Raw genomic sequence first — 13,514 nt, 5'->3', positions numbered from 1 at the left:
CTGTCCCCCGCCCGCCACCGTGTCTCAGACCTCGCGCTTGCGGCGAGGAGCGATGCGCAGGACGGCGGTCCCCGCAGCGATGAGGGCGAAGGCCGCGAGTGCCAGCCAGACCGAGTCGAACCCGGTCATGGCGAGCGTTCCGGCACCGACTCCGGCTCCGGCGGCTGTTCCGATGTGGTTGTACATGTCTCTCTCTCTGTTTCACCAGTCGCGCCGACGGCGTGTCAGCGCATCCAGGTAGGCCTTGGTGTGGACGACCTGCAGGAACAGGTCGACGACGAGCTCGTACATCGACGCGGCGGCGAGCATGTACCGCCAGCCGCGGTCGCGGACCGTCACGATCCGCTCGACGACGAAGATCGCGGTGACGGCCAGCCAGAACGGCTGGAGGCTCAGCTCGCCCCAGCCGACGGCGTAGACGATCGTGGCCAGGTAGACGTAGGTGATGATGCAGCCGAGCATCGTGAGCAGCTGGCGCCCCCAGTAGGGAGCCGTGACCCGCGTGAAGCCGTACTGCACGCAGTTCTCGACCGCTCCGCGCTTCCAGCGCAGGCGCTGACGCCACAGGTCTCCCCAGGTCGGCATGACCTCGGTGACGAGGGTGCAGCCGGCGGGGCTCAGCACGTCGTAGCCGAGCTGGCGGATCGCGAACGTGAGCTCGTTGTCCTCGGTGAGGACCGTGGTGTCGTAGATGCCGCCGATGCCGTCTCCGGAGGGGAGGGAGCCGGCCAGGCGGGCCGCGCTGATGCGGCGCATCACGGCGACCTGGAGCACGGCCGCGGTGCCCGTGACGACCAGGCACTTCCCGTTCAGGCGGCGCACGTCGCGGGCGTAGCGCGCGTACTCGTTGCGCTGGAGGTGGCCGACGAAGCCGCCGCCCTCGCCGCCGCGGAACACTCCTCCGACCGCGCCGATGCCGCCGTGCAGCCTGCCGCGGGCGATCTCGAGGAACCCGGGGTCGAGCGCGGAGTCGGCGTCCTGCACGAGCACCAGGTCGTCGTCCTGCAGCCCCGGGAGGACCTCGGCGAGGAACTGGTTGAGGCCGCCCGCCTTCTTGTGGCTGTTCCCGACGGTGACGAACACCTCGGCGCCGTGCGCGAGAGCGATCTCGACCGTGGCGTCGGTGCAGTTGTCGGCGATGACGACGATCCGGTCCGGCGGCCAGGTCTGCCGGCGCAGGCCCTCGATCGCCGCGGCGATCCCGGCCTCCTCGTTGTGGGCGGGGAGGGCGGCGACCAGGTCGCCGATGCGCGACGAGGCGCGGCGGCCGCTGCGGGGGCGCGTGCCGGCGATCGGGGTGAATGCCGGAGGGAGTCGGTCGGCGTCGACGGCGGGGAGCACGGTGCGCTCGAGGACCGCAGTGGGGGCCGGCGGACGCTCGAGCAGCGCGGTCGGGGCGGCCGAGCGCTCCAGGAGCGCGGTCGCGGCGGACGGACGCTCGACCACGGCGGTCGGCGCGGCCGGACCCTCGACCATCGCGGCCCGACGCTCCAGGACAGCGGTCGCGGCGGCCGGTCGCTCGACCACTGCGGGCGGGGCGGCCGGACGCTCCAGCACCGCGGTCGGGGCGGCGGGGATCGTCACCGCTCCGGCAGGCAGCGCGGACGCGAGGCGGCGCGGAGCGGAGACCCGCTCGCGCCCGGAGCGGGCGGCACGGCGTCCCGAGAGCGGGCGCGAGGCCGTCTCGTCGTGCGCCTCCCAGGTCGCCCGGCGACGGGGAGCCGTCGGCTCGTCCGCGCCGTGGCCGGGCTGTGTGCTCATGACTGTTCCTCTCCGCGGCCGGGGGCCGATGTGCGCTGATGAGCGCCCGCGCGGAACGGAGGTCGTCGCCGGGGTGGGCGCGACCCGAGTGAGGAACGGCGTCCGACGGGGGGATCGGAGCAGGGCCTGACAGAGGACAGCATCGGGGGGTGCTGCGATCAACCTAGGGGCACGGAGATGATGGAAGCAAGCAAATTTTGTCACCCTAAAGGGGCCACACAAGGTCCTTGCGGCTTCTTCGTCTTCGTCGTATTCGATCCGTCGGCTCGCCGAGCCTCCTCCACACCCGGCGCACCCCTCTCCGCTCGGCCCCGCCGCGGGCCGTTCGGGGGTCGGCGGCGCTCTTGTGCGCCGAGCCGCCGGGGTCCACCATCGAGCGACGGCCCCCGCCCGGGGCGGCCGCACCCGACGGGTCAGGGGCGCCATGCGGTCGCGAGGTCTGCTCTTCTGCCTGATCCCGCCGATCCTCTGGGGCGGCATGCTCCCCGTCGCGGACAGCATCGCGGCGACGGTCGACTCCTTCTTCATGACCCTGATCCGCTACACCGCCGCCGCGGTCGTCCTCGCCCTGCTGCTCGCCCGGGCGGAGGGGCTCCGCGCCTTCCGGCTCGACGGCCGCGGGTGGCGGCTGGCGCTGCTCGGCGCCTCCGGATTCGCCGGCTTCGGCCTGCTCGCCTTCACGGCTCTGCGGTTCACCTCGGCCCCGAACGTCAGCCTGATGATGGGGATGATGCCGGCGATCGGCGCGGTGCTCGCGAGCATCGGCGCGCGTCGCCTGCCGCCTGCCGCCACCGTCGGCTGCATCCTGCTCGCGCTCGCCGGAGTCGCGCTCGTCGTCACCCGCGGCGACGTCGCCCTCCTCCTCGACGGCGAGCTGGGGTTCGGCGAGCTGCTCGCCCTGCTCGGAGCGATCTGCTGGGTCGTCTACACGCGCGGAGCCGCGGCGTTCCCCGGCTGGTCGGCGCTGCGGTACTCGACGCTCACCACCGCGCTCGGCTGCCCCTCGATCGCCGTCGCGGTCGCCGTGGCGACGGCCACCGGCTCCGCGCACCCGCCGACCGGGGCCGAGGTGCTCGCGGCCTGGCCGCAGCTGGCCTACCTGATCCTCCTGGCCGGCGTCGTCGCCGTGCTGCTGTGGAACACGGGCATCAAGCTGCTCGGCGCCCTCAACGGCACGCTCTTCCAGAACCTCGTCCCGGTGACGACCTTCGCGATCAGCATGGCGGGCGGCTACCGGCCGGGGCCCGTCGCCCTGCTCGGCGCGGCCATCGTCGTGACGGCGCTGCTGCTCAACAACTGGGCGACGCGGCGCGCGGCCGCGGTCGCCGCGCGTCCCGTGGCGGTACCGGCTCCGGTGCGCTGAGCGCACCGCCGGAGCCTCCCGCTCGGGGCGGTCACCGGTCGGAGTTGCCGGCCCAGCGGACGGAGCCCTGCGCCTCCTCCTTGCTGATCGGGGACACTGTGCGGCAGTGCGAGCACTCGAGCAGGTAGCGGGTCGAGACGGTCAGGACGGGGACGAAGAAGAGCGAGAGGCGCGTCCGGCGGCGGAGGATCCGCTGCTCGTCGCGCTGCCCGCAGACGCGGCAGACGAAGACGAGCGTCCGGAGGAGGTCCTCGACGGCTCGGGTCCCGAAGATGAGGAGCATGCGTCCGAGCGTAGGGAGCAGGGCGCGCTCGGCGGAGGGGGTTGCCGGGGCGCCGTCGCCGCGTAGCGCCGGGCGCAGACGACCACGGCGAGCGCCGTCTCGAGCAGGTCGCCTCCGTAGAACAGCAGGAGCGCCGCCTGGCGTCCGGTCTCGTCCGGCGCCTCCGCGTAGAGCACCGTCGCGAGCAGCGCGTGCGCGGCGATGCCCGCTCCGAGCACGCCCAGGCGCAGGCCGAACGGGGCGCGGTGCGGGTTCGGATCGACTCCGGCGAGCGCCGCCGTCAGCAGGCAGCCGCTGAGCAGGAAGTGCACGCCGAGTGCGAGGTGCAGCAGCGGATCCGCGTGCGCGGCGGCGAGCAGTCCGGTCGCGTGCACGAGCCAGAGGGAGCCCGTCGAGAGCAGGAGCGCCGTCACCGGGTGGGCGAGGAGACGGGCCGGGCGGCTCCGGAGCAGCCGCGAGAGCCGTCGGGCCGCCGTGACGTCGAGCGCGCGCAGGGCCAGGGTGACGGGGGCCGAGAGCACCAGGAGGAGCGGCGCGAGCATCCCGAGGACCAGGTGCGTCAGCATCGCCCCGCGCGGATTCGCGTGCGACCACTCCGCGAGCGGACCCGTGAAGCAGAGCGCCGCGGTCGCGAGCCCGCCGAGGAGCAGGGCGGTGCGGTGGAGCGGCCACGGCCGTCCGCGCCGCCGCTCGAGTGCCGCGGCGCCCCCTCCGAGTGCCGCCGCCGCGGCCAGCGGGACCAGGAGCAGCAGGCCCGGATCGAGCAGGGTGTGGTCGGCGTGCGGGGTCACGCCGTCGCGCGCCGTCGCCGAGGCAGGAGGAGCAGGCCCGCCGCCAGCAGCACCGCTCCGGAGGCGATCCAGACGGAGTCGTAGAGCAGCAGGTCGACGTCGTAGCGCACCTGGTGCACCCGGAGCAGCTTGTGGTCGACGACTCCGTCCCACAGCTGGAACAGCCCCGCCCCCGTGAGCCCCGCGGCCCACGCCGTGCGCGGACGCAGAGCGGATCGGCGCCGGGCGTCGGCGAGCAGGAAGCCGCCGCCGACGAGCGCGAGGAGCTCGGCCGCGTGCAGCAGCCCGTCCGAGAGCAGGCCGATCGCCGGGGTGGAGCGGTCGTAGAAGTGGTGCCAGGCGAGGATCTGGTGGAAGACGATCTCGTCGACGGCCGCCATGAGGCCGACTCCGATCAGGAAGGCGCCCTGGAACGCCCGGTCGCCGCGGAGTCCCCGACGCCGCATCCGGTCTCCTCCCGATCGAGTGCCGGGGCCCCGGGATCCCGAGACCCCCGCGCCTCCTCCCGAGGCCCCGCCACCAGGGAAGCGGACGCCCGGATCGCGGCCTAGAGGGTTGACTCCTCGCGCCCGCGCCGGTCGTGCTGCCCCTCCGCTACGGGCTGGGCCGACGAGGCGCAACCCCGCGCGAGGGGCGCTCCCGTTCGGGAGAGTGGAGGCATGCAGCAGCTGACCTACGCCTCCAAGAGCTTCGTGACGACCGACGCCGTGACCGAGGCCCTCCTCGACCTGGTGACCGCGATCGACCGCCAGGAGCACTCCGAAGCGGTCACGGTCCCGGCGTTCACCGAGGACGGCGAGCTCATCGAGGCGAAGATGACCCTCGACGCGAGCAGCGAGCTGGTCGCCGTCCCCGTCGAGGTCTCCATCAAGGACGAGGAGTCGACCACCGGCGCCGTCGAGGCCGCCGTCGAGGACATCCGCTCCCGCATCAAGAGCAACCGCGCCACGATCGCGCGCCCCGTGATCGACGAGGACCCGCAGCCCTACAACTACGAGGAGTTCTGAGCAGCGCCTGCGGGCCTCCGCGCCTCCGCACTGAGGTGCCCGGATCTGCTCACGACACGCCGGAACGGCCGGCCGATCCGAGCACCACAGCACGGATCCTCGCCCTGCGCCTCTTGACCGGCGGCGCCGCAGGGAGTCGGATGAGGGCGTGCGCGCGCTGGTCCCCGTCTCCGATCCGTGGTCCGTCGACGGGAGCGGGCGGACGGACGACGGGCCCGTCGACGACCTCTCGGTCCGCGCCGAGCGGGACGGCGGCTCGTACTCGGTCCGGACGCTGCGGCTGACCGGTGTCCGCCTCGGGCCGCGCGGCTCGGTGCACGGAGTGGTCACCGATCCGGTCGCGACGGCCGCGCTCGCGATCGGCTCGCTCCTCCTCTCGGCGATCCCCGCCGGTCTGCCCGGGGACCGGACGCGAGCCGCGATGGTGGCAGCGGAGGCGCGGGCCCAGCAGCTGGCCGCCGACCGGCCCGCGTGGGACGTGAGCGCCCTCCCCCTCGACGGGATCGACTACGCGCTGTTCACCCGGACTCTGCCCGAGGGCGCCGTCGCGCACGCCGACCTCGGCTGGGCCGTCGTCGCGCTGTGGAGCACAGGCCCGCTCCCCCGGGGTCCCTTCCACCTGCTCGACATCCCCGACGAGCCCGTCCCGCGCTGAGTCGCCCGGATCGGCTCGCGACACGCCGCAGCGGGGAGCCGATCCGGGCGACTCAGCGAACGGGTCAGCGCACTCAGCGCGGGGTCACGCGCCCGCGACCGTGGAGCCGCGCACCAGCAGCTCGGTCGGCAGCAGCGTCACGCGCTGCACCTCCTCGCCGGCCAGGAGGCGCACCAGCACGTCCGCCATCGCCTCGCCGAGGCCCGTGGAGGGCTGGCGCACCGTGGTGAGGCGCGGCTCGCTCGCCTCGGCGAAGTAGTCGCCGTCGAAGCCCGCGAGCGCGATGTCGCCCGGCACCGTGAGGCCCCGCTCGCGCAGCGCCGTCAGGGCGCCCGCCGCCATCTGGTCGTTGGAGGCGAAGACCGCGTCGATCGGCCGCCCGGAGTCGAGCAGGCGGCGCATCGCGGTCGCGCCGTCCTCGGGCGAGTAGTCGCCGTACTCGACGAGCGAGTCGTCGAGCCCCGCGGCGGTGACGGCCGAGCGCCAGCCCGACAGGCGGTCGATCGCGGCGGGCATGTCCTGGCGGCTCGCGATCATCGCGGGGGCCGTGCGGCCGAGGCCCAGGAGGTGCTCGGTGACCGTGCGCGCCGCTCCGGTGTTGTCGACGTCGACGAAGTAGCTGCCGCCCTCCTCGGTCAGCGGCCGCCCGCCGAAGACCACGGGGAGGGAGGCGCCGAGCTGCGCGTAGGAGTGGTCGCCGCTGTGGTGCGAGACGACGAGCGCGCCGTCGACGTTGCCGCCGAGCAGGTAGCGCCGCGTCTTCTCGGGAGCCGCCTCGGACGCGATCACGATGGTGAGCGTGTACTCGGTGCCGGCGAAGGCCATCGCGGCGCCCTGCACGACCGAGGCGAGGAACGGATCCGCGAACACCTTCGCCGCCGACTCCGGCACCACGAGAGCGACGGTCTGCGTGCGGCGGCTGGCGAGGGAGCGGGCGGCGCGGTTGGGCACGTAGCCGAGCTGCTCGATCGCGGCGAGCACGGCCGTCCGGGCACCGTCCTTCACGCGCGGGGAGTCGTTGACGACCCGGCTGACCGTCGCGCGGGAGACTCCGGCCAGCGCGGCGACGGCTTCGAGGGTCGGGGCGGCCGAGGCGGTGTCGTGGGTCATGCAGGCCTTCCTCGCGGGTGCCTCCGAGGCTAGCCGAGCGCCGGAGGAGCGGGACCGTGGAGGGCGTCCTCGGCGCGAAGGGGCGCGGATCGCGGCCATTCGGGGGTGATGCGGGGCGGCGGAGCGAGTCCGCGGCCTGCGAGGGCGCGGATAGCGGCCGTTCGGGGTGGCGCGGGGACCGGAGCATCGGTAGCGCCCCCGGCGATCAACGGCGCGACCAGCGCGCGGCGATCGATCGCGCACTGCCGGCGGCAGGCAGCCTCGCGCCCGTCAGCGCCCGCGACGGAAGCGCGCGAGGAAGCCCCGGAAGCGCTCGGCCTGCCGGTCGGTGAAGTCGTTCGACAGCCGGAACGCCTCGCTCGTCGGATCCGCCCCGTTCGCGACATCGCGGATGGCGCGCATCGCCTGCTCCGACGGCGTCGGCCCGTCCCCCGGACGCGGCTGCGCCGGCCCGCTCGAGGGGTCCTCGTCGCGCGGGTCCTTCGGCTCCATGTCGCCTCCTCCGCGCCAGCCTAGGCGGCGGGAGGTCGGGCCAGGAGGTCTCGGGCGGAGCGTGATCGGCGGGATCCTGCGCGGCAACGGTCGGGATGAGCCGAGCACGACGACCGGCCGAGCCACGAACCCGCCGGCCGCTCAGTCCACTGCCCGATCCCTCACCGCACCCCCCGACCCCCGGACCCGGAGTGCCACGGCCCCGGGCCCGAGGCCCCCGTCCCGCGGTCCGATGTCCCCCGACCCGGTCCCGCGGGAGTCTCCGGGCCTCAGCCCTTCACCGCTCCGCTCATGATGCCCGCGATGAGCTGGCGTCCGGCGAGGAGGAACAGCACCAGCAGCGGGATCACCGAGAGCACGGCGCCGGCCAGCACGATCGAGTAGTCGACGTAGTAGCCCGACTGCAGCTGCGCGAGCGCCGTCTGCAGGGTCGGGTTCGTGGGGCTGAGGACGATCAGCGGCCAGAGGAAGTCGGTCCACGCCATCATGAACGTGAAGAGCCCGAGGATCGCCATCGCCGGTCGCGCAGCCGGGACGGCGACGGTGAGGAACGTCCGGAACTGGTTCGCTCCGTCCACGCGCGCCGCCTCGATCAGCTCGTCCGGGATCACGTCGACCAGGTACTGCCGCATGAAGAACACGCCGAACGCGGTGACCAGCGTCGGCACGATCACGGCGCCGAGCGAGCCGGTCCAGCCGAGCTGCCGCATCAGGATGAACAGCGGGATGATGCCCAGCTGCGTCGGGATCGCCATGGTCGCGACGACTCCGATCATCAGGCCGTCGCGCCCGCGGAACCGCAGCTTCGCGAAGGCGTAGCCGGCGAGCGTCGAGAACGACACGACCGAGAGCGTGATGATCCCCGAGACGATGACGCTGTTCAGCAGCGCCGTCCAGAACGGGATCGCGGTCAGCACCTGCGAGGCGTTGGCGAGGAAGTTGCCGCCCGGGACGAGCGGCAGGGTCTCGCTGCGGGTCGCGTTCGAGCCGCTCGCCACGACGAACGACCACCACAGCGGGTAGGTCGAGCCGAGGATGAAGGCGCTCAGCAACCCGTACGTGAGGAAGCCGGGCCGGTCGACGCGACCGGCGCGGGAGGCGCGGACGCGGCGCACCGGGAAGGCGGCGGAGGTGGCGGGGGCGGTCATCGCTCGCTCTCGTTCTGGCCGAGGCCGGTGGTGGTGAGCAGGGGGTCCGCGGCGGCGATCTCGTCGGCGGTCGCGGGGCGGGCGGAGCGGCGCTTCGAGCGCTGCGAGATCCGGTTCTCGACGGAGGCGATCCGCCGCGAGATCGCGAAGTTCAGCAGGCCGATCAGCACGATCAGGAGGAACAGCAGCCACGCGATCGCGGCCGCCTCTCCGAAGTTCTGGCGGAAGAACGCCATCTCCCAGAGGTAGAGGACGGTGGTCTGGAACTGCCGGTCCGAGCCGCCGATGCCGCCCGCGTTCGACACGTCGAACAGGCGCGGCTCCGCGAAGATCTGCAGACCGCCGATGGTGGCGGTGATGATCACGAAGATCAGGGTCGGCCGGATGCTGGGGATGGTGATCGAGCGGAAGCGGCGGAACGCGTTCGCCCCGTCGATCGCGGCCGACTCGTGCAGCTCGCGCGGCACGGCCTGCATGGCGGCGAGGAGGATGAGGGCGTTGTAGCCGGTCCAGCGCCAGTTGACCATCGTCGCGATCGCGACGTGGCTGGCGAGGCGGTCGTTCGTCCACTCGATCGGGCTGATGCCCACGAGGCCGATCAGATTGTTGATCAGGCCCTCCTGGTCGCTGAAGACGCTCGAGAAGATCAGCGCGACCGCGACCGGCGAGACGATGTACGGCAGCAGGACGCTCATCCGCCAGAAGGTGCTGGCCCGCAGCGCCTGGTCGAGGGCGGCCGCGAGCAGCAGCGCGACGGCGAGCTGCGGGATCGTGGAGAGCAGGAAGATGCTCAGCGTGTTGACGATCGAGTTCCAGAAGAAGCGGTCGCCGAGCACGGCCGCGAAGTTCGCGAACCCGACGAAGTCGCCCTGGCCCTGGAGCAGCTGCCAGTCGTAGAGCGACACGACGAGCGTGTAGACCAGCGGGAACGCGCCGGTGAGCGCGAAGAGCAGGAAGAACGGCGAGATGTAGAGGTAGGGCGAGGCCTTCACGTCGAAGCGGCTCGCGCGCTGGCGGAAGGTCAGCGGGAGTCGGGGCGCCGGGCGCCGCTTCCCCGCGGGGGGCGTCGCCGTGGCCGGCGGGGTGAGTGTGCTCGTCATGGCGCTCTCTTCGAGGTCGAGTCGGAGTCGGAGGGGGTGCGGCGGGGCCGACCGGGAGGAGTCGCGGGCGGCGGGGCCGGAGAGGCCTCGGGCCGGCGGACGGCAGCGTTTCTCCCGTGCGGCGGGGCGGCCCGGGATGCGGGCGGCCCGGCCGCACGGGGACCGGGAGGTCCGGTGGCGGCCACCGGCCGCACGGGGACCGGGAGGTCCGGTGGCGGCCGGACCTCCCGTGTCGGGTGGGCGTCGTCCCGCAGGCGTCAGCCCCCGGGCGTCGGCCCGACCGGATCAGTCGACGAGCTCGCCGAGGAGCTGGAGCGCCTCGTTCCAGCCCTCCTTGCCGTCGATCTCGCCGCGGTCGACCTTCTGCAGGACCGGTCCGAAGACGTTCTCCTGGATCAGCGAGTCGTCCGGGCCCTTGTACTGGGCGACGACGCCCTCGGCGCGCTGCGCGAGGATCGCGCCGGTCGGGGAGTCGTTCATGCCGGGGTCGGGAGCGGCCGCCGAGGCGAGCTCCTTCTGCGCGTCGAGGGTGCTCGGGAACGGTCCGGCCGCCTCGAACGCCTTCAGCTGCTGCTCCGGCTCGCTGAGCCACGACGCCAGCGCGGCGGCCTCAGCGGGGTGCTTCGACTGGGTCGGGACGGAGAGGAACGAGCCGCCCCAGTTGGCGGGGCCGCCGGGGAAGACGTCGGCGAAGTCCCAGCCGGTGGCCTCGGCGTTCCCGCCGCCGGCCTCGACGTTGCTCTTCAGCGTGCCGAACATCCAGCCCGGGCAGACGAAGGTGGCGAAGGTCTGGTCGGTGAACGACTTGCCCTTGTTCCAGTCCCACGCCTTCTGCGCGGCCGAGAGGCCGGAGGCGGTGGCGTCGGTCAGCTGGCCCCAGCGCTCCTCGAGCTCCGGGTTGCCCTCGACGTTCAGCTCGCCGTCGGAGGTGTAGTACCCCTCGGGCAGCTGGTTGACCATGGCGTTCCAGACGAATCCGGAGTGGTCGAACCAGGCCTTGCCGGTGGCGTCGTGGTACTTCTGGCCGGCGGCGAAGTAGTCGTCCCAGGTCGCGTCCGGCCCGCCGAGCATCTCGGCGACGGCGGCGCGGTCGGTGGGCATGCCCGCTGCCTCGAAGGCGGCGGTGTTGTAGCAGAGGCCCTCGGGTCCGATGTCGGTGCCGTAGCCGATGACGCGTCCTTCGGGGTCGGTCGCCTGCTCGTACTTCCAGTCGACCCAGTCGGCCTTGCGGTCCTCGATGCCGTGGTCGCGCAGGTCGACGAACTGATCCGAGACCTCCATGACGGAGCCGAGCCAGCCCTCCTCGATGGCGACGACGTCGGCGAGTCCGGACCCGGCGGCGAGCTTGGTGAACGCGTCGGTCCGCGCGTTGCCGCCGGTGTCGATGTTGTTCGGGACAATGGTGATCCCCGGGTTGGCGTCCTCGTACTCGCCGTAGAGCTCGTCGAAGCCCATGGCGTTGAACGTGGTGACGGTCAGCTCGATCTCGCCGCCCTCGGAGGCGTCGGATCCCGACGAGCATCCGGTGACGATCAGGGCGAGGGCCGAGGCGCCGGCGATCGCCGCGGCGATCCTGGTGCGTCGTGAATAGGGCACGGTCACTCCTTCGTGATGGTGGTGGGGCACCCCTGCGAGCGCTCTCACGCGTGCTGTTCCGCGTATGTGAGAGCGCTCTCACGAGGTGTGCGGCGAGCTTACGCACGCCCCTGCGGAGAGGTCAAGCGTTTTCGAGAGAGCGCTCTCATCGAAGTGATGGTCCCCGCCCAGCCGCGCGCCTCCGCCGCCCTCGCCCCGCGAGAACGCAGAAGTCGCGGTACTCGAACGCGAGTACCGCGACTTCCGTGGACTCACCGCCCCCTGCCGATCGAGTAGCGGCTACTCGACCAGCAGGGCCGACCTCAGCCCACCAGCACCGCGAAGCCCTGCGCGGGCAGCTGCACGGACACGGCTCCGGACGGCGCCGTCTCGCTCACGAGCGCGCCGTCCTGCGAGTAGACGCGCAGGGTGCCGGAGCCGCCCGAGACGCCGATCGCCGTGGTGCGCACCCCGTCGGTGGAGTTGCGGATCAGCTCGGTGCGGCCGCCCTCTCCTCCGACCACGAGGCGCGTGACCAGAGGTCGCACCAGCATGGCGTCGAGGCGGGTCGACGACGCTGAGCACCAGCACGCGGCCGCGCTCGGCGAGCACCCGCTCGACCCCCGAGATGAAGGAGGGGAAGAACGGGTCGGCCGCGATGACCGCCGGGTCGCGCGCCACGACGAGGCCCACCGCGAAGGAGACGCTGGTGGAGAGGGAGCGGGCCGTGAGGCTGGGCCGATAGCCGAGCTCGGCGGCGACGCGGAGGATCCGCTCGCGGGAGTCGGGCGAGACGCCCGGCCGGTCGTTGAGCGCGAACGAGACGAGCGCCTTGCTCACGCCGGCCTCGCGCGCGACGTCGAGGATCGTCGGTCTGCCCGCCATGGGAGCTCCTTCGCTCGTCGCCGCATCTGAACCGGTTTTGTAAACCGGTTCAGAGCGCCGTAGCAGGGAGGCGGGCGAAGGAGAAGAGGGAGGTGGGTGAGGCGGTGCACGTGCCACCTGGAGCCTGTTTCCCGCCTGTCCCCGGTGCTGGGACGTGCACGCGTCGGCCGGTCGCTACGGTGTCGGACGCCTGTGCATGGGCGCCCGGGATGGCCGCCGAGCGAGTGGCTCCAGGCCGCTCACGGAACCGTCGAGCGACGGAGTCTGGGAGCCCTCCTCGTCCCGACTCCGGCGCGTCCGCCTGGTGCTGGAGTGTCCCGGTGCCCGGTGACCCTGCAGGCACTCCCCCGACCCGAGAGAGAGAACGATCATGGCCCGCCCCCACACCGCCAGCCGCACCACGAGCGAGCAGCGCACCGAGCACGCCGAGCAGTACTCGGCCGGAGCGCGCTACGCGTCGGAGGCGTTCGGCACCTTCCTCCTCGTCGCGGGCGGCGTCGGCACCGCGGTCTTCGCCTCCGCCTTCCCCGACTCCGGCAACGCGCTCGGAGTCGGCTTCCTCGGCGTCGCCCTCGCCTTCGGCCTCACCGTGATGGCCGGCATCTACGCCGTCGGCCACATCTCCGGCGGCCACTTCAACCCCGCCGTCAGCATCGGCCTCGCCATCGCCGGCCGCACCGAGTGGAAGCACATCCCCGGCTACATCGTCAGCCAGATCATCGGTGGACTCGTCGGAGCCGGAATGGTCTTCCTCGTCGCCGCCGACGGCCCCGCCGGCTACCTCGCCGCCGCCCGCGACTCCGGCTTCGCCTCCAACGGCTACGGCGCTGGATCGCCTGGCGGCTTCGGCCTCGGCGCAGTGCTGCTGACCGAGATCGTCCTGACCGCCGTCTTCGTCGCCGTCATCCTCTCCGTCACCGCCAAGAGCGAGTACAAGGCCGTCGCGCCGCTCGCCATCGGCTTCACGCTGACCCTCGTGCACCTGATCAGCATCCCGGTGAGCAACACGTCGGTGAACCCGGCGCGGTCGATCGCCGCCGCGGTGTTCGCGGGGCCGGATGCGCTGGGGCAGGTGTGGGTATTCCTCGTGGCGCCGATCGTGGGCGCGGCGATCGCGGGAGTGGGGACGAAGGTGCTGAACAGGCGGAAGTAAGGGGGCGAAGGGCCGCGCCGCGACGGGCGCCTCCTCTCGAACGGGGCGCACTGACGCTTACAATGCACCTAGAAGAACTTTCGAGTGAAGCCGCGCTCCCTCAGCGGGGTGGCGGTGTCAAATAGAGCAATCCCGATTCGGCCGAATCGGTTGATGCAACACACGAATGCGGCGTCTCGCCCCTCGGATCA

General features: G+C 72.8%; 15 protein-coding genes and 1 pseudogene. 4 read left to right on the top strand and 12 right to left on the bottom strand.

Annotated features, from left to right (window positions below):
• Positions 1-24 precede the first annotated feature (24 nt).
• Both C5C37_RS17415 and C5C37_RS05345 read right to left on the bottom strand, forming a co-directional pair.
• The gene (locus C5C37_RS17415; protein ID WP_167305255.1) at positions 25-186 is read right to left on the bottom strand and encodes a hypothetical protein; all 162 of its coding nucleotides are present in this window, start codon (positions 184-186) and stop codon (positions 25-27) included.
• Positions 187-201: 15 nt separating this feature from the next.
• Positions 202-1,761: a glycosyltransferase family 2 protein gene (locus C5C37_RS05345; RefSeq protein WP_258074040.1), complete on the bottom strand. Its 1,560-nt coding sequence runs from the start codon at positions 1,759-1,761 to the stop codon at positions 202-204.
• A 424-nt stretch (positions 1,762-2,185) separates the two neighbouring features.
• On the opposite strand from C5C37_RS05345, the gene C5C37_RS05340 reads away from it, so the two are divergent.
• Entirely contained in the window at positions 2,186-3,124 is a 939-nt protein-coding gene (locus C5C37_RS05340; protein ID WP_104223969.1) for a DMT family transporter, read from the top strand.
• A gap of 31 nt (positions 3,125-3,155) precedes the next feature.
• Here C5C37_RS05340 and C5C37_RS18045 read toward each other — a convergent pair whose 3' ends face one another.
• Genes C5C37_RS18045 through C5C37_RS05325 form a run of 3 tightly spaced genes read right to left on the bottom strand, consistent with a single transcriptional unit; the run spans position 3,156 to position 4,644 of the window.
• Positions 3,156-3,314 (bottom strand): hypothetical protein, encoded by a 159-nt coding sequence (locus C5C37_RS18045; protein WP_374953300.1) that lies wholly within the window; start codon positions 3,312-3,314, stop codon positions 3,156-3,158.
• Positions 3,266-4,198 carry a cytochrome c oxidase assembly protein gene (locus tag C5C37_RS05330; protein ID WP_104338583.1) on the bottom strand — a complete coding sequence of 311 codons (933 nt, stop codon included), beginning with the start codon at positions 4,196-4,198 and terminating at the stop codon, positions 3,266-3,268. Before C5C37_RS05330 ends, C5C37_RS18045 begins: the two co-directional genes overlap by 49 nt.
• Positions 4,195-4,644, bottom strand: coding sequence for a DUF2243 domain-containing protein (locus C5C37_RS05325; protein WP_104315260.1), 450 nt, complete (start codon positions 4,642-4,644; stop codon positions 4,195-4,197). Before C5C37_RS05325 ends, C5C37_RS05330 begins: the two co-directional genes overlap by 4 nt.
• Positions 4,645-4,857: 213 nt before the next feature.
• On the opposite strand from C5C37_RS05325, the gene C5C37_RS05320 reads away from it, so the two are divergent.
• A complete protein-coding gene (locus tag C5C37_RS05320) occupies positions 4,858-5,205 on the top strand; it encodes a hypothetical protein (protein ID WP_104315261.1) in 348 nt (115 codons plus the stop codon).
• A gap of 148 nt (positions 5,206-5,353) precedes the next feature.
• Positions 5,354-5,860: a hypothetical protein gene (locus C5C37_RS05315; protein WP_104338582.1), complete on the top strand. Its 507-nt coding sequence runs from the start codon at positions 5,354-5,356 to the stop codon at positions 5,858-5,860.
• Positions 5,861-5,944: 84 nt separating this feature from the next.
• Here C5C37_RS05315 and C5C37_RS05310 read toward each other — a convergent pair whose 3' ends face one another.
• From C5C37_RS05310 to C5C37_RS17810, 7 genes and pseudogenes are all read right to left on the bottom strand, one after another.
• Positions 5,945-6,970 (bottom strand): LacI family DNA-binding transcriptional regulator, encoded by a 1,026-nt coding sequence (locus tag C5C37_RS05310; RefSeq protein WP_104223963.1) that lies wholly within the window; start codon positions 6,968-6,970, stop codon positions 5,945-5,947.
• A gap of 270 nt (positions 6,971-7,240) precedes the next feature.
• Positions 7,241-7,462 carry a hypothetical protein gene (locus tag C5C37_RS05305; protein ID WP_104315263.1) on the bottom strand — a complete coding sequence of 74 codons (222 nt, stop codon included), beginning with the start codon at positions 7,460-7,462 and terminating at the stop codon, positions 7,241-7,243.
• Positions 7,463-7,731: 269 nt separating this feature from the next.
• A complete protein-coding gene (locus tag C5C37_RS05300) occupies positions 7,732-8,610 on the bottom strand; it encodes a carbohydrate ABC transporter permease (RefSeq protein WP_104223961.1) in 879 nt (292 codons plus the stop codon).
• A complete protein-coding gene (locus C5C37_RS05295) occupies positions 8,607-9,710 on the bottom strand; it encodes a carbohydrate ABC transporter permease (RefSeq protein ID WP_104225835.1) in 1,104 nt (367 codons plus the stop codon). The genes C5C37_RS05300 and C5C37_RS05295 overlap by 4 nt, the downstream gene beginning before the upstream one ends.
• Positions 9,711-9,995: 285 nt before the next feature.
• Entirely contained in the window at positions 9,996-11,306 is a 1,311-nt protein-coding gene (locus C5C37_RS05290) for an ABC transporter substrate-binding protein (RefSeq protein WP_104224001.1), read from the bottom strand.
• A 302-nt stretch (positions 11,307-11,608) separates the two neighbouring features.
• Entirely contained in the window at positions 11,609-11,839 is a 231-nt protein-coding gene (locus C5C37_RS17815) for a hypothetical protein (RefSeq protein ID WP_258063257.1), read from the bottom strand.
• A 190-nt stretch (positions 11,840-12,029) separates the two neighbouring features.
• Positions 12,030-12,170 (bottom strand): annotated as a pseudogene (locus C5C37_RS17810) (LacI family DNA-binding transcriptional regulator); the annotation flags it as partial.
• A 370-nt stretch (positions 12,171-12,540) separates the two neighbouring features.
• Between C5C37_RS17810 and aqpZ the strand changes: the two are divergent.
• On the top strand, positions 12,541-13,323 hold the full coding sequence (gene aqpZ / locus C5C37_RS05280) for an aquaporin Z (protein ID WP_104338581.1): 783 nt from the start codon (positions 12,541-12,543) through the stop codon (positions 13,321-13,323).
• Positions 13,324-13,514 lie beyond the last annotated feature (191 nt).

Origin of the sequence: Rathayibacter sp. AY1F9, from assembly GCF_002932155.1 — a bacterium.
In the GTDB taxonomy this organism is placed as follows: Bacteria; Actinomycetota; Actinomycetes; order Actinomycetales; family Microbacteriaceae; genus Rathayibacter.
This window is presented reverse-complemented; position numbering and strand designations above follow the sequence as displayed.

Bases quoted from the DNA above. Each gene is read 5' to 3' on its own strand.
- C5C37_RS05320 (WP_104315261.1), top strand. From the start codon at position 4,858: ATGCAGCAGCTGACCTACGCCTCCAAGAGCTTCGTGACGACCGACGCC.
- aqpZ (WP_104338581.1), top strand. From the start codon at position 12,541: ATGGCCCGCCCCCACACCGCCAGCCGCACCACGAGCGAGCAGCGCACC.
- C5C37_RS17815 (WP_258063257.1), bottom strand. From the start codon at position 11,839: ATGCTGGTGCGACCTCTGGTCACGCGCCTCGTGGTCGGAGGAGAGGGC.
- C5C37_RS05345 (WP_258074040.1), bottom strand. From the start codon at position 1,761: ATGAGCACACAGCCCGGCCACGGCGCGGACGAGCCGACGGCTCCCCGT.
- C5C37_RS05325 (WP_104315260.1), bottom strand. From the start codon at position 4,644: ATGCGGCGTCGGGGACTCCGCGGCGACCGGGCGTTCCAGGGCGCCTTC.
- C5C37_RS05340 (WP_104223969.1), top strand. From the start codon at position 2,186: ATGCGGTCGCGAGGTCTGCTCTTCTGCCTGATCCCGCCGATCCTCTGG.
- C5C37_RS17415 (WP_167305255.1), bottom strand. From the start codon at position 186: ATGTACAACCACATCGGAACAGCCGCCGGAGCCGGAGTCGGTGCCGGA.
- C5C37_RS05310 (WP_104223963.1), bottom strand. From the start codon at position 6,970: ATGACCCACGACACCGCCTCGGCCGCCCCGACCCTCGAAGCCGTCGCC.
- C5C37_RS05305 (WP_104315263.1), bottom strand. From the start codon at position 7,462: ATGGAGCCGAAGGACCCGCGCGACGAGGACCCCTCGAGCGGGCCGGCG.
- C5C37_RS05295 (WP_104225835.1), bottom strand. From the start codon at position 9,710: ATGACGAGCACACTCACCCCGCCGGCCACGGCGACGCCCCCCGCGGGG.
- C5C37_RS05300 (WP_104223961.1), bottom strand. From the start codon at position 8,610: ATGACCGCCCCCGCCACCTCCGCCGCCTTCCCGGTGCGCCGCGTCCGC.